11 protein-coding genes and 1 pseudogene are annotated in these 14529 nt (G+C 75.0%); 9 read left to right on the top strand and 3 right to left on the bottom strand.

What is annotated here, in order from left to right; translation table 11 throughout:
• Positions 1-15 precede the first annotated feature (15 nt).
• The gene (gene ppc / locus KSNIM_RS16205) at positions 16-2751 is read right to left on the bottom strand and encodes a phosphoenolpyruvate carboxylase (protein WP_263107986.1); all 2736 of its coding nucleotides are present in this window, start codon (positions 2749-2751) and stop codon (positions 16-18) included.
• Positions 2752-3036: 285 nt separating this feature from the next.
• Here ppc and KSNIM_RS16200 point away from each other — a divergent pair, with 285 nt between their 5' ends.
• The gene (locus tag KSNIM_RS16200; protein WP_263103921.1) at positions 3037-4314 is read left to right on the top strand and encodes a sensor histidine kinase; all 1278 of its coding nucleotides are present in this window, start codon (positions 3037-3039) and stop codon (positions 4312-4314) included.
• Positions 4315-4534: 220 nt separating this feature from the next.
• Positions 4535-4771 carry a hypothetical protein gene (locus KSNIM_RS16195; protein ID WP_263103920.1) on the top strand — a complete coding sequence of 79 codons (237 nt, stop codon included), beginning with the start codon at positions 4535-4537 and terminating at the stop codon, positions 4769-4771.
• 461 nt (positions 4772-5232) lie between these two features.
• Here KSNIM_RS16195 and KSNIM_RS16190 read toward each other — a convergent pair whose 3' ends face one another.
• Positions 5233-5727 (bottom strand): SUKH-3 domain-containing protein, encoded by a 495-nt coding sequence (locus tag KSNIM_RS16190; RefSeq protein WP_263107985.1) that lies wholly within the window; start codon positions 5725-5727, stop codon positions 5233-5235.
• A 37-nt stretch (positions 5728-5764) separates the two neighbouring features.
• Positions 5765-6265, bottom strand: coding sequence for a YwqJ-related putative deaminase (locus KSNIM_RS16185; RefSeq protein ID WP_263103919.1), 501 nt, complete (start codon positions 6263-6265; stop codon positions 5765-5767).
• Positions 6266-6633: 368 nt separating this feature from the next.
• Here KSNIM_RS16185 and KSNIM_RS16180 point away from each other — a divergent pair, with 368 nt between their 5' ends.
• The 7 genes and pseudogenes from KSNIM_RS16180 to KSNIM_RS16150 form a co-directional block, all read left to right on the top strand.
• On the top strand, positions 6634-7878 hold the full coding sequence (locus tag KSNIM_RS16180) for a Gfo/Idh/MocA family protein (protein WP_263103918.1): 1245 nt from the start codon (positions 6634-6636) through the stop codon (positions 7876-7878).
• Entirely contained in the window at positions 7875-8855 is a 981-nt protein-coding gene (locus KSNIM_RS16175) for an NAD-dependent epimerase/dehydratase family protein (protein ID WP_263103917.1), read from the top strand. The genes KSNIM_RS16180 and KSNIM_RS16175 overlap by 4 nt, the downstream gene beginning before the upstream one ends.
• 53 nt (positions 8856-8908) lie before the next feature.
• Positions 8909-10039, top strand: coding sequence for a DegT/DnrJ/EryC1/StrS family aminotransferase (locus tag KSNIM_RS16170; RefSeq protein ID WP_263103916.1), 1131 nt, complete (start codon positions 8909-8911; stop codon positions 10037-10039).
• On the top strand, positions 10036-11616 hold the full coding sequence (locus KSNIM_RS16165) for an MBL fold metallo-hydrolase (RefSeq protein WP_263103915.1): 1581 nt from the start codon (positions 10036-10038) through the stop codon (positions 11614-11616). Before KSNIM_RS16170 ends, KSNIM_RS16165 begins: the two co-directional genes overlap by 4 nt.
• A complete protein-coding gene (locus KSNIM_RS16160) occupies positions 11613-12716 on the top strand; it encodes a DegT/DnrJ/EryC1/StrS family aminotransferase (RefSeq protein WP_263103914.1) in 1104 nt (367 codons plus the stop codon). Before KSNIM_RS16165 ends, KSNIM_RS16160 begins: the two co-directional genes overlap by 4 nt.
• A gap of 101 nt (positions 12717-12817) precedes the next feature.
• Positions 12818-13819 (top strand): SMI1/KNR4 family protein, encoded by a 1002-nt coding sequence (locus KSNIM_RS16155; protein WP_263103913.1) that lies wholly within the window; start codon positions 12818-12820, stop codon positions 13817-13819.
• A 25-nt stretch (positions 13820-13844) separates the two neighbouring features.
• Positions 13845-14529, top strand: a pseudogene (locus KSNIM_RS16150) (hypothetical protein); the annotation flags it as partial.

The following is a 14529-nucleotide window of genomic DNA, read 5'->3' as shown; positions in this document are numbered from 1 at the left end:
CGGCCCGATCCGGCGTCAGCCGGTGTTGCGCAGGCCGGCGGCGATGCCGTTGACGGTCAGCAGCAGGGCGCGGGCCCGCAGCGGGTCCTCGCTCAGCCCCTTGGCGGCCTCGTCGCGCTGCCGGCGCAGCAGCGCCACCTGCAGGTACGAGATCGGGTCGAGGTAGGCGTCGCGGACGGCGAAGGTCTGCTTCAGCACCGGGTTGTGGTCGAGCAGTTCCGTCTCGCCGGTGAGCCGGAGCACCTCGCGCAGGGTCCGCTCGTGCTCGGCGGTGATCTGGTCGAAGACGTGGTGCAGGTCGGCGGGCACCAGCTGCTCGACGTAGTGGCGGGCGATCCGCAGGTCGGTCTTGGCCAGCGTCATGGCGACGTTGGACAGGAAGTTGCGGAAGAAGTGCCACTGGCCGTACATCTCGTCCAGCACGTCGCCGAGGCCGGCCTCGCGGGCGGCGGCGAGGCCCGCGCCGACGCCGTACCAGCCGGGGACGATCTGCCGGGACTGCGTCCAGCCGAACACCCACGGGATGGCCCGCAGGCCGTCCAGGCCGGCGCCGGAGTCGGGGCGGCGGGACGGGCGGGAGCCCAGGTGCAGCGAGGCGAGCTGGTCGACCGGGGTGGCCGCGAAGAAGTACTTCGGCAGGTCCTCCTGCTCGACCAGGGCCCGGTAGGCGGTGTGCGCCGCCGCCGACACCTGGTCCATCGCGGCGTCCCAGCGGGCCAGCTCCTCCGGGGCCTGCCGCGGTGCGGTGTGGAGCGCGGAGGCGGCGAGCGTCGCGGAGACGGTGAGTTCGAGGTTCTCCCGGGCCAGCGACGGCAGCAGGTACTTGTCGGAGATGACCTCGCCCTGCTCGGTCACCTTGATCTCGCCCTCCAGGGTGCCCCACGGCTGGGCGAGGATCGCCTCGTGGGAGGGGCCGCCGCCGCGGCCGACGGTGCCGCCGCGGCCGTGGAAGAGCCGCAGCCGGATGCCGTAGCGGTGGGCGACGTCGCGGAGCCGGCGCTGGGCGCGGTGGATCTCCCACTGCGAGGTGGTGATGCCGCCGAACTTGGAGGAGTCCGAGTAGCCGAGCATGACCTCCTGGATGTCGCCGCGCAGCGACACCAGCAGGCGGTACGACGGGTCGGAGAGCATCTCGTCGAGGATCCGGTCGGCCTGCTGCAGCTCGTCGGTGGTCTCCAGCAGCGGCACGATGCCGATCTTGGCGATGCCGGCGTGCAGGTCGATCAGGCCGGCCTCACGGGCCAGCACCGCGGCGGCGAACACGTCGTCCGCGCCCTGGCACATCGAGATGATGTACGACTCGACGATCTCGTCGCCGAACCGCTCGAAGCCCTCGCGGATCGTGTTGAACACTCCGAGGGTCTTGGCGCCGGCCGGGTCCAGCGGGGCCGGGACGGGCGCGAGCGGACGGCGCGAGCGCAGCTCCTTGGCGAGCAGCCGCTGCCGGTACTCGCGCGGCATGTCCGCGTAGCGCCAGGCCTCCTCGCCGAGCCGGTCGAAGAGCTGGCCGAGCGCGTGGTGGTGGGCCTCGGCGTGCTCGCGGACGTCCATGGTGGCGAGCTGCAGGCCGAACGCCTCGACGGTGCGGATGGCGCGGGCGAGCCGGCCGTCGGCGATCAGCCCGCCGCGGTGCGCGCGCAGCGAGTCCTGGATCAGGCGCAGGTCGGCGACCAGCTCGCGGGTGCCCACGTAGTCGCGGCCCTCGACGTGCGGGGTGCCGGCGGCCAGGCGGTCGCGGGTGTTCTCCAGCTTGAGACGGACGCAGGTGGCCTTGAGGCGGTACGGCTCCTCGGCGTTCATCCGCTTGTAGCGGGGGCTGAGCTCCGGCAGCGCCTTGAGGTCGGCGTCCAGCGAGGCGAGCAGCTCCTCGCTCGCCCCGGCCAGCCGGACCGAGGTGGAGAGCGAGTTGCGCAGGTCGTCGATGGTGGCGAGGGCGTCCTTGATGCCGTACTCGTGCTGCAGGTTGAGGACGTCCCAGGTGACCTGCGGGGTCACGTTGGGGTTGCCGTCGCGGTCGCCGCCGATCCAGGTGCCGAAGGTCAGCGGCCGCACCCCGTCGGGCAGGGCCAGGCCGACCCGGGCGAGCTCCTCGTGCAGCTCCTCCAGGACGGCGGGGACGGCCTCGCGGTACAGCTCGTCCAGGTAGTAGACGGCGTTGCGGGCCTCGTCCGTCGGCTCCGGGCGGGCGATCCGCAGCTCGTCGGTCTGCCACAGCAGGTCGATGACCTCGGCGAGCCGGCGGTCGGCCTGGCGCTTGGCCGAGGAGTGGCGGACGGGGTCGGCCTCGGAGAGGCCCGAGGCGAGGTGCTCGCGGTGGATGCGCTCCAGCAGCTCGCCGATCCGGCGCAGCTTGTTGAGGACGCTGCGGCGGGCGGCCTCGGTCGGGTGCGCGGTGAACACCGGCCGGACGGCCAGGTGGGCCAGGGTGTCCTGGAGGTGCTTGGGGTCGGCCTCGGCGAGCTGGTCCGCGGTCTGCGCGAGCAGCGAGCCCTCGCGCGCCCGGCGGGTGGCGAACTCGCGGCCGCGGTGCACCTGCTCGGTCACGTTGGCGAGGTGGAAGTAGGTGGAGAAGGCGCGGACCAGCTTGCCGGCGGTCTCCAGGTCGATCCCGGCGAGCAGCTCGGCGGTGGCCTCGCCGTCGGTGCGGCTGAGCAGGCGGACCTGCTCCACCAGGCCGAGCAGCTCGGGGCCCTCCTGCCGGACCAGCGTCTCGCCGAGCAGGTCGCCGAGTCGTCGGATGTCCGCGCGCAGGGCGGCGTTGTCGGCGTCGGGGCCGGCGGTCGCGGACGCGGTGTCCGACGAGGCGGGGACCGGAGCGGTCACGGCTGTCTCCCTGTGGTGGTGGGGGGTTCGGCAACGGCTCTCATCACCATGGTCACGGCGATGTGTGCGGACCGCGCTGTCCGTCGCGAACAGCATAGGTGGCACCGGGTGCCGCGTCCGAGAGGTGGCCGGATGGCGGACAGGGCGGCGCTCGCGCCGGGTGCCGGAGAACTCGCTGGGGAGGGCCCGAGGGGCGGCCTTACGCTGTCCCCCATGAGCAAGTCGCCGGAGGGGGGCGGGCCGGTCCACACCCTGGGGTGGTGGCCCCGGCGCCGCAGTGCGCTGCTGGACGTGGGACTGGCCGGACTGGCCGGACTGGAGTGCGCCGCGGGGGCGTACGGCATGGTGGGGGACCGGCTGCACCTCGGTGCGCCGGCCGCGGTGGTGTCGGCGGTGCTGGGGGCACTGGCCGGTGCGACCCTGGTGGTGCGGCGGCGCTGGCCGGCCGTACCGGTGCTGGTCGCGCTGGTGTTCGTGCCCGGCCTGTTCGGCATGGTGCTGCTGGTCGTCTCGCTGTACACGCTGGCCGCGACCTGGGAGTGGCCCTCTCGCCGCCGCCGGGTGGTGACGCTCTCCGGGATCGCCCTCGCCGAGACCTTCGGCATGGCGCTGGTGTACGTGCTCGCGCCCTCCCAGGTGCCGGCCGAGGAACTGCCGCCGACCTGGGTGTTCGTCGTGCTGGCCGGCCTGGTCGCGGTCGGCCTCACGGTGCCGCCCGTGGTGACCGGCCTGTACGTGGGCGCCCGCCGCCGGCTGGTCGAGTCGCTCAAGGACCGGGCGCACGGCCTGGAGGCCGAACTCGACCTGCTCGCCGAACAGGCCAGCGAGCGCGCCCGCCGCGCCCGGCTGGAGGAGCGCACCCGGATCGCCCGCGAGATGCACGACGTGGTCGCGCACCGGGTCAGCCTGATGGTGGTGCACGCCGGGGCACTTGAGCGGATCATCACCAAGGACCCGGAGAAGGCGCAGGCCAGCGCGAAACTGATGGGCGAGGTCGGCCGGCAGGCACTGGACGAGCTGCGGGAGATCCTCGGCGTGCTGCGGATGGCCGAGCCGGCCGCGGCGGCGGCCGAGACCACCGGCGGCCTCACCGAGGTGCCCGGGCTCGTCGAGCAGTCCCGGGCAGCCGGGATGCTGGTCTCGCTGACCGTCAGCGGCGAGCGCCGCCCCTACCGCGGAGACGCCGAGCAGACCGCGTACCGGCTCGTCCAGGAGGGGCTCACCAACGCGCACAAGCACGCCGGCGGAGCTCGGGTGGCGGTGCTGCTCGCCTATGTGCCGAACGGGGTGCGGGTGGCCGTGGTCAACGACTGCCCCGGCGGCGCCGAGCCCGTCCGCCTGCCGAGCGGCGGCAACGGGCTGGTCGGCATGCGCGAGCGGGTCGTCGCCCTCGGCGGCAGCTTCGACGCGGGGCCCGAGGCGGACGGCGGCTTCCGCGTCGAGGCGGTGCTGCCGTCCCGGCTGGCGGTGCCCTCGGAACGGCTGGCCTAGACGCCGTCCCAGGGGCGCGGGGAACTGCGCACTTCGGATGCGGGTTCCGTCCGGGCACACCCAGCCCGGGTTCAGCAGCCTGGGTGCGGCGAGCCACAGCGCGGCGAAGACCGTGGCCAGCGCCGCCGGTGCCCAGCGGCGGACGGCCGGACACCGCAGCAGCGCGAGGTGGTGCGGTCGCAGCACCAGGCCGAGCACGAACCACGGCAGGAAGGCGAGGGTGCGGCTGAGCGCGAGCTCCTCCGGCAGTGCCCGGACGGCGCCGGAGGCGGCCGCGATCAGCACGGCCACGGCCAGCGGATGCCGCAGCGCCGTCCACAGCGGCACGGTCAGCCGCCAGACGAACAGCGAGAGCAGGAACCAGGTCAGCCAGCGCGGCTCCAGCAGCGAGAAGGGCGCGAGCCGGCCCTCCAGCGCCATGCCGACGAGGTTGTACAGCACCTGGAAGACCAGGTAGGGCACGGCGACGCCGGTCACCAGGCGGCGGCCGTCCACCGCCGGCCGGCCCGGCCTCGGCCGGGCGAACCAGCCGCAGAGCGTCACGAACACCGGCATCGCGAAGGCCGCGACGGTGAGCACCGCGGCGGCGACCGTCCGGTCGGCGCCGACCAGCGGCATCCAGGTGTGGGCGCACACCACCAGCGCGACCGCCCAACTTGGCGTTGTCGAAGAGCGGCTGCCGCCCGGGGGCAGCGGTGGGGGCGGGGGTTTCGGTGCGGGCCGCGGCGGCGGTGGGGACGCTCATCGCGATTCCTCCCGGTCTTCTCCTCGGAATTGCCACACAGTGTGGACCCGGGGCGGGCGGGACGGGAGCGGTTCGGGCGAAAGCGGTGCGCCAGCGCACGAAGGGCGGGCGGGTGGTGCGCACCGGCCGACGATCCGTCAGCCGGTGCGGGGGAAAACGGCGGTGCGGATGCGTCAGGCGCGCAACCGCTCCGGGGTGAGTCCCATGACCAGGGTGGCGAGCGCCTGGTCGACCGTGGCGCCGAGGTACCACTCGCCGGTGTGGTCGAGGCTGAAGACCCGTCCGAGTTCGTCGATCGCGAGGAGCGCCTGGCCGTACCGCTCCTCGCCGAGCGGGGCGAGACGGGTGCCGAGCGCGCGGCCGAGGTCGGCCAGGGTGCGCGGCTGGTGCAGGCCGCAGCGCGGGTCGAGCAGGAAGGGGGTGCGGGCCAGCGCCCGGCCGGCCCCGTCCAGGTCGAAGGCCAGCCCGCCGAACTCGGCCCAGGCCTCGACGGCGGCGGGGAAGACGGCGTGCGGGGTGTCCAGGGGCCCGCCGTGCACGGCGAGCACGTCCGCCCAGGCCTCGGCCTGGCGGATCTCCCAGCGTCCGGGGTGCCAGCCGGCCTGCTTGAGGGCGGCGGCCACGTCGGCCGGGAAGCGCGGTTGGGTTCGTACGGCGGTCGCGTTCAGGGTCTGCTCCGTGGTTCGGGGACAGGGACGGCGCGCGTCAGCGGGTGGTGGGCCCGACGGCGACGCTCGCGACGTTCAAGTGGTCCAGCAGGGCCGCGCAGGAGCGGCACGGCGGTGCGTGCGTGCCGTGCGCCGGGTCGCCCTCCTCGCGGATGCGCAGGGTGGTCAGCCGCGCGCCCCGCAGCGCCTTGCGGGCGTCGTGCAGGCTCAGCGGCTTGCGCGAGGCACGCTTGGACCGCGCCCCGTCCACCGTGGTGAGGTACTGGGAGAGCAGCACCGCCTCCGGGCAGCGGCCGGTGAACCGCTCGCGGTGCTCGATCGGCAGGCCGGCGAGGAAGTCCCCGACCAGCGGGTGCAGCAGCGGGGCGAGGTCGGCCTTGTCGCCGGCCAGGGTGTGGACCTCGCCGTTCTTCAGCGAGAGCGCCGCCGCGACCGCGGGCAGCACGCTGTCCCGCAGGTGCAGCAGCCGCGGCACGGCCGGGGCCGCGGGCCGCTCGGCGGTGCCGGGCTCCGGGTCGGCCGTCGGGCTCGCTGACATGGTTCTCCTCGATCGCGTTCCGCTCGGGTCTCCGGGCCCGGTCGGTGGTCGGCTGGGGTGCTGACGGACGGTGGACGCCGATCCGCTCCCTCATTGTGGGCCTCAAGACTGTCAAACCCTTCGCAGCGCCGCGGACCCGGGGTGTACGGAGCGTTGCGAACGCCGTCACGGCGCGCCGCGGGTTTGCGGATTCGGCCCCCGGGGGCGTACGGCGGCCGGTACCGTTCCAGCGGCGGGGCCACCTGGGCAGCACCGTGGGGCGCCGTCGGCCGCAGGGCCGACGGCGGTGATCCGGTCCGGGCGGCCGCACGGACGCGGGGTGCTCCGGGGCAGTGACGCTCCGGCACCGGACAAGGGGGGTCTTGTCGATGTCGATGCAGCACGGGCCCGGGCACGCGCTGGCGCAGGAGGCGCACGAGGCGCCCGGCGAGCACGTCCCCACGCCGGGTGCGACCGGGTCCGCGCCCGGGCGCCGGATCGGGCTCGCCGTGGTCGGCGCCGGGTACTGGGGCCCCAACCTCGTCCGCAACGCACAGCAGACGCCCGCCCTGCGGCTCCACTGGCTGTGCGACCTGGACGAGGAGCGCTCCCGCCGGGTCCTCGGCGAGTACAGCACCGTCCGCACCACCACCTCCTTCGACGACGTCCTCGCCGACGACCGGGTCGAGGCCGTCGCCGTCGCCACCCCCGCCGCCGCCCACTACAAGCTGGTGCGCGCCGCCCTGGAGGCCGGCCGCCACGTGCTCGTCGAGAAGCCCATCACCACCACCGCCGACGAGGCCGCCGAATTGTGCGAACTCGCTGAAGAACGCGGTCTCGTGCTGATGTGCGACCACACCTTCTGCTACACGCCGGTGGTCCGCCGGATCCGCGAACTGGTGCACGGCGGCGAGATCGGCGACGTCCAGTTCTTCGACTCGGTGCGGATCAACCTCGGCCTCGTCCAGCCCGACGTCGACGTGCTGTGGGACCTCGCCCCGCACGACCTGTCGATCCTCGACTTCGTCCTGCCGCCCGGCGTCGAACCGGTCGGCGTCAGCGCCCAGGGCGCCGACCCGATCGGGGCCGGCCGCGCCTGCGTGGCGTACCTCACCGTCCGGCTCAGCAACGGCGCGCTCGCCCACTGCCACGTCAACTGGCTCTCGCCGACCAAGGTCCGCACCACCCTGATCGGCGGCTCGCGGCGCACCCTCGTCTGGGACGACCTCAACCCGCAGGCCAGGCTGGCGATCCACGACCGCGGCGTCGACCTCACCCCGCCCGACGAGCTCACCGATGCCATCCGGCACCGCGCCATGATCTCGTACCGGGTCGGCGACATGGTCGCGCCCGCTCTGGTCGAACAGGAGGCGCTGCGCAACGTGATGGCCGAGTTCGCCGCCGCCGTCACCGAGGGCCGGGCCCCGCTCACCGACGGCCGCTCCGGCCTGCGCGTGCTGCGCCTGCTGCACGCCGCCTCCCGCAGCCTCGAACTCGGCGGCGCCACCGTGCCCGTCGGGCCGGCCGCCGGCACCGGCCCCGTCACCGCACTGCCGAGCCCCGCACCGTCGAGCCCCGCACCGTCGAGCCCCGCACCGTCGAACACCGCACAGGAGAGGGCCGCCGCCCGATGAACGCAGTCCCCGTCCCCGGCTCCCGCTGCCTGGTCACCGGAGGCGCCGGCACCATCGGCTCCACCGTCGTCGACCAGCTGATCGAGGCCGGAGCCCGCGAGGTCGTCGTGCTCGACAACTTCGTCCGCGGCCGCACGGAGAACCTCGCCCGCGCGCAGGAGCTCGCCGCCCCCGGCCAACTGCGGGTCGTCGACGGCGACATCCGCGACCGCGCACTGCTGCGCGAACTCCTCGGCGACGACACCGACCTGCTCTTCCACCTCGCCGCGATCCGGATCACCCAGTGCGCCGCCGAACCCCGGCTCGCCCTGGAGATCATGGTCGACGGCACCTTCGACGTCATCGAGGCCGCCGCCGAGCAGGGCGTGCGCAAGCTGATCGCCTCCTCCACCGCCTCCGTCTACGGCCTCGCCGACACCTTCCCGACGCCGGAGACCCAGCACCCCTACAACAACGACACCTTCTACGGCGCCGCCAAGGCGTTCAACGAGGGCATGCTGCGCAGCTTCCACGCCATGACCGGCCTGGACTACGTCGCGCTGCGCTACTTCAACGTGTACGGGCCACGGATGGACGTCCACGGCAAGTACACCGAGGTGTTCATCCGCTGGATGGAGCGGATCGCCTCCGGCGAGCCACCGCTGATCTTCGGCGACGGCACCCAGACCATGGACTTCGTCTACACCGAGGACATCGCCCGGGCCAACCTGCTCGCCGCCGCGGCCCCCGTCACCGACCGGGTCTACAACATCGCCTCCGCCACCGAGGTCTCGCTGCGCGGTCTGGCCGACGCCCTGCTCGCCGCGATGGACCGCACCGACCTCGACGTCGAACACGGACCGGCCCGCGGCACCGCGGGCGGCGTGGTGCGCCGGCTCGCCGACATCTCCGCCGCCGAGCGCGACCTCGGTTGGAAGCCGGACCTCGGCCTCGACGACGGACTGCGCCGGCTCGTCGCCTGGTGGCGCGCGCAGTGACCACGACCGACCGGCAGGGCCCGGCCGAACCGCCAGCCTCCGGGAGCGCCCCCGTGTCCCACATCCCCGTCATGGTGCCGTGGCTCGGCGAGGAGGAGGCCGAGGCCGCCGCCGAGGCCGTCCGCTCCGGGTGGGTGGCCCAGGGCCCGCGGGTCGCCGCCTTCGAGCGGGCCTTCGCCGAGCACCTCGGCGTGCCGCACGCGGTCGCCGTCTCCTCCTGCACCACCGCCCTGCACCTCGCCATGATCGGCACCGGGGTCGGGCCCGGCGACGAGGTGGTGGTGCCCTCGCTCTCCTTCATCGCCACCGCCAACGCCGTCACCTACGTCGGCGCCGTCCCGGTCTTCGCGGACGTCGACCCGGCCACGGGCAACCTCACCGCCGACACGGTCGCCGCCGTGCTCACCGACCGCACCAGGGCCGTGATCGCCGTCGACCAGGGAGGCGTGCCGGTCGACCTCGACGCGATCCGGGCCCTGGTTGAACCGCGCGGCGCCGTCGTCGTCGAGGACGCCGCCTGCGGCGCCGGCTCCGTCCACCGCGGCCGCCCGGTCGGCGCCGCCGCCGCGATCGCCGCCTACTCCTTCCACCCCCGCAAGCTGCTCACCACCGGCGAGGGCGGCATGGTCACCTGCCAGGACGCGGACCTCGCCGCCCGGCTGCGCCGGCTGCGCGAGCACGGGATGAGCGTCTCCGCCGCCGACCGGCACAGCGCGGCGGGCGGCGCCGCCGTCGTCGAGACCTACGACGAGATCGGCTTCAACCACCGGATGACCGACATCCAGGCCGCCGTCGGCCTGGTCCAGCTCGGCAAGCTGCCCGCCATGGTCGCCCGGCGGCGCGAACTCGCCGAGCGCTACCGCGGCCTGCTCGGCCCGCTCGCCGAACGGCTGGTCGCCGACCCGGCCCACGGCACCGGCAACTACCAGGCCTGCTGGCTGCTGCTGCCGGACGGCGCCCCCGACCGCACCGAGGTGCTCGCCCGGCTCGCCGCCGCCGGCGTTTCCGCCCGGCGCGGCATCATGGCCGCCCACCTGGAGGCCCCGTACAAGGGCACCGCCCGGGTGCCGCTGCCCGCCACCGAACTGATCACCCGCCGCTCGCTGATCCTGCCGCTGTTCCACACCCTGACCGAGGAGCAGCAGGACCGCGTGGTCGCGGCCCTCCGGGAGGCCGTCGGGTGACCTCGATCCGGCACCTCGGGCACGCCGGCTTCGCGGTCGAGCACGCCGGCCTGCGGCTGCTGATCGACCCCTGGTTCCACCCGGCGTTCCTGGACGCCTGGTTCCCGTACCCGGACAACCGGCCGCTGCTGCCCGAGGTGGTGGCCGGCCGCTGGGACTACCTCTACGTCTCGCACACCCACGAGGACCACCTCGACGAGCGGCTGCTCGACCGGCTCTCCCGGGACACCACCGTCCTGGTGCCCCGCTACCGGACCCGGTCGCTGCAGCGCCGGCTCGCCGCGCTCGGCTTCACCCGGCAGGTCCCGCTCGGCCACCGGGAGACCCACCGGCTCGGGCCGGACGCCATCGCCACCATGCTGCTGGACACCAGCCACAAGGAGGACAGCGGCCTGCTGCTCGACCTCGGGGACGTGCGCTTCCTGGACCTCAACGACTGCAACCCGCCGCTGTCCGACCTGCCCGACGGCGTCGACCTGCTGGCCGCCCAGTACTCCGGCGCCATGTGGTACCCCAACGCCTACGACTACCCGCCCGCGCAGATGGCCGCGAAGACCGCCGCCGTCCGCGCCGACCTGATGGACACCCTGGTCCGCAAGGTCCGGCTCACCGGCGCCCGCCGCTACCTGCCCTCGGCCGGCCCGGCCTGCTTCCTCGACCCGGAGCTCGACCGCTTCAACGACCGCGAGCGGACGATCTTCCCGCACTGGGAGGACGTCGCCGCGGACTTCGCCGCCGCCTGCCCCGGGGTCGCCGTCGTCCGGACGGCCCCCGGCGACACCGTCGACGCGCTCCCCGGGCCCGACGGCCGGGAGGCGCCCGCGGCCCCGTCCGGCCGATGGCTCACCGACCCGGCCGGCTACCTCGCCGACTACCGCGAGCGCCGCCGCGACGAGTGGCAGGCCCACCACCGGGGCGAGCCCGCCCCGCCCACCGCCGAGGAGGTCGACGCGCACTTCGACCGGCTCCGGCGGCTCAACCGCCCGCTGCTCGCCGACTACCGCGGCCGGCTCGCCCTGGAGGCCGGCGGCGAGGCCTGGCGGATCACCCTCGGCGACCTCGCCGCCCGGGTCGACCTGGAGGACGAACCGGTCGACCCGGAGTACACCATCCGCGTCCCGCCGCGCGCCCTGCGCGCCGTCCTCGACGGCCGGGCCGGCTGGGAGGAGGCGCTGCTCTCCATGCGGCTCGCCCTGCACCGCGACCCGGACGTCTTCGACCTCACCCTGCTCTCCCTGCTGCGCTACGGCCACCAGCCCGCCCAGACCCGCCGGCTGGTCCGCGAGCGGGCCGCCTCCGACGAGACCGTGCAGCGCGACGGGCTGCGGCTGCAGCGCTGGTGCCCCCACGCGGGCGAGGACCTTGGCCACGCCGTTATCGCCGACGGGGTCGTCGAGTGCCCCCGCCACCACTGGCGGTGGGACGCCGTGACCGGCGCCTGCCTCTCCGGCGGCAGCCTGCCGCTGCGCGTCGAACCCGCGCCCGCCGCACCCGCGCCGGTACAACCCGCACCCGGACCCGCACCCGTGCCCGTGCCCGCACTGTCCACCGAACCCGCCGAGGGGCGAATCCCATGACCGACATCCCGCTCGCCGACCTGCACGCCGCCCACGCCGAGGTCGCCGAGGAGGTGCGCGCGGGCTTCGACGCCGTCCTGGCGAGCGGCGCCTACATCAAGGGCCCCGACGTGGCCGCGTTCGAGGCCGAGTACGCCGCCTTCTCCGGGGTGCGGCACGCGGTCGGCACGGCCAACGGCACCGACGCTCTCGAACTCGCCCTGCGCGCCCTCGACCTGCCGCCCGGCGCCGGCGCCGTCCTGCCTGCCAACACCTTCGTCGCCACCGCGGAGGCCGTCGTCCGGGCCGGGCTGCGGCCCGTCCTCGTCGACGTCGACCCCGAGCACCTCCTGATCGACCCGGCGGCCGCCGCCGACGCACTGCCCGGAGCCGCGGTGCTGCTGCCCGTCCACCTCAACGGCCAGCTCGCCCCCATGGCCGCGCTGCTGGACATCGCCGGGGACCGGCCGGTGGTCGAGGACGGCGCGCAGTCCCAGGGTGCCCGGCAGGACGGCCGGGTCTCCGGCTCCTGGGGCCGGATCGCCGCCACCAGCTTCTACCCCGGCAAGAACCTCGGCGCCTACGGCGACGCCGGCGCGGTCGTCACCGACGACGAGGGGCTCGCCGCCGCCGTCCGGCTGATCGGGGACCACGGCTCCGGCCGCAAGTACGTGCACGAGCGGTTCGGCTTCAACTCCCGGATGGACACCCTGCAGGCCGTCGTGCTGCGCGCCAAGCTGCGCCGGCTGCCCGCCTGGAACGAGGCCCGCCGGGCCGCCGCCGCCCGGTACGACGCGCTGCTCGCCGGCGTCGAGGGCATCACCCTGCCGCGCACCCTGCCCGGCAACGAGCACGTCTGGCACCTGTACGCCGTCCGGGTGGTGCGCGGCCGCGACGCCGTCCTCGCCGACCTGCAGGCCGCCGGGATCGGCGCCGGCGTGCACTACCCGGTGCCCGTCCACCTGCAGCCCGCCTTCCGCGGACTCGGCCATGCCGAGGGGGCCTTCCCCGTCGCCGAGCGGGCCGCCGCCGAACTGCTCACCCTGCCGCTGTTCCCGCAGATCACCGAGGACCAGCAGAGCCGGGTGGCGGAGGTGCTGGCGAAGGCGGTGCGCCGCTGACGCGGTGCCGTCCGCAACGGGAGTGACGCCCCTGGTCTCCAGGGGTGTCCCTTCCCCTACGCTGGTGCCCGCAACAGTGCAGAGCCAGTGGGGGAGCCCTGATGACGACAGGTCGGCCCGGCGCCGCCGCCGCGCCCAACTCGGCGTACGCGGGCCAGGTGGTGCAGTTCCCGGACCCGATCCGGGCCGAGAAGCACCCGGCCGGTGTCCGCGTGGACGAGTACGGCTTCCCGGACTTCGGGCCGTACGCCGCCGCGGCCGCCGAGGTCGCCGACCCGCCGGAGGGCTTCGGCGTGGACGAACTCCGGCTCACCGACTACGTGTCCGCCAACGCCGCGCTGTTCACCCAGGGCCACGAGCTGTGGGCCGACCTGGAGACCGCCGTCGCCACCCCGCCCGGCTGGACCTGGCACCACGCGGTCGGCCGGGCCGCCCCCGGCTGGCGCCGGATGGAGCTCGTCCCCGTCGAGGTCAAGGCGCTGCTGCGGCACCACGGCGGCCTCGCCCGTTCCTCCGCCGACCACGCCCGCCGCGGCACCCGCCCGCTCCAGGAGCGCCGGCCGGTGCACTTCCCGCTGGCCATGGACGGCGGCGACCCGGTGGCCGTCCCCGAGGACCTGGTGCAGCGCGCCGAGCAGCGGCTCGGGCACCCGCTGCCCGGCGCCTACCGCAGTTTCCTCAAGATCGCCGGCGGCCGGGCTCCGGCCGGCGTCGCCCTGGACGCCGACTACGGCGTCCTCCTCGACCAGCCGTTCCTGACGCTGAGCGAGGAGTACGGCGTGCACGACCTGGTGTACGCCAACAAGTGCCTGCGCGACCACCTCACCAAGGACTACCTGGGCATCGCCTACGTCCAGGGCGGTCTGCTGGCGCTCAAGGTGCGCGGCGAGCAGACCGGTTCGGTCTGGTTCTGCCCGTACGACGACGCACGGGACGGCGGCGGCGCCGAGCCGCCGGAGGAGAGGGTGGCGCGGCTGCTGCTGCCCTGCGGGGAGAGCTTCGACGCGTTCCTGCTCCGGCTGGCGGGCAGTCCGCCGGAACTGGAGACGGTCGCGGAGCTGATGGTGGACGGCGGGTTCGCCCGGGCCGTCCCGGTGAACTGAGCAACGGAGGGGTGAGCCGGGCGTGGTGACGTACGCGCAGGCGCAGGAGATCGCCGAGGACTGGATCAACGCCGGCGTGCCGCGCTCCCGGCAGCGCGAGGTACGGGTGCGGGAGTTCGACCTGGGCTTCGTCTGCTGGGCGGTGGAGGGGACCGAGGGTGAGCCCCCGGTCGGCAGCGAGGTGCGGCTGGTGATCGCCCGGGACAGCGGGGCGAGCACCCTGTGGCCGCCGCTGCCGGTCAACGAGGTGGTCCGCCGGTTCGAGGAGACGTACGGCGGCCGGACGGAGCCCAACCCGGCCGGTGCCGCCCGGCCGGTGCCCGGCGCGGTCGAGGCGACCTCCTTCCTGCTCAGCCCGCCGCAGTGGCTGCAGGAGGCCGGTGCGGCCGCGATCGCCGCCGAGAACGCCCGGCTGGGCGCGCCCGCCGCCGCGCCGCAGTCCGCCGTGCCGCAGCCCGCCCCGGCGGCCCCGGCCGTGCAGACCATGCCGCCCGTCTCGGACCGGCCGGCCGGCGACGCGCCGACCATGCTCGCCCCGCCCTCGAACCTGGACGCCCTGCGGGAGCGGTCCGCCGAGGCGGCACCGCCCGGCTCCGAGGGCCTGACGGTGCCGATGCCCGTCCCGCCGCCGCCCGGCTCGGAGGGGCTCACCGTGCCCATGCCGGCCACCGCCGCGCCGGCCGCCACCGTCGCGATGCCCGAGGGTTTCG

The sequence above is a fragment of the Kitasatospora sp. DSM 101779 genome, assembly GCF_025655475.1.
Lineage (GTDB): Bacteria > Actinomycetota > Actinomycetes > Streptomycetales > Streptomycetaceae > Kitasatospora.
This window is presented reverse-complemented; position numbering and strand designations above follow the sequence as displayed.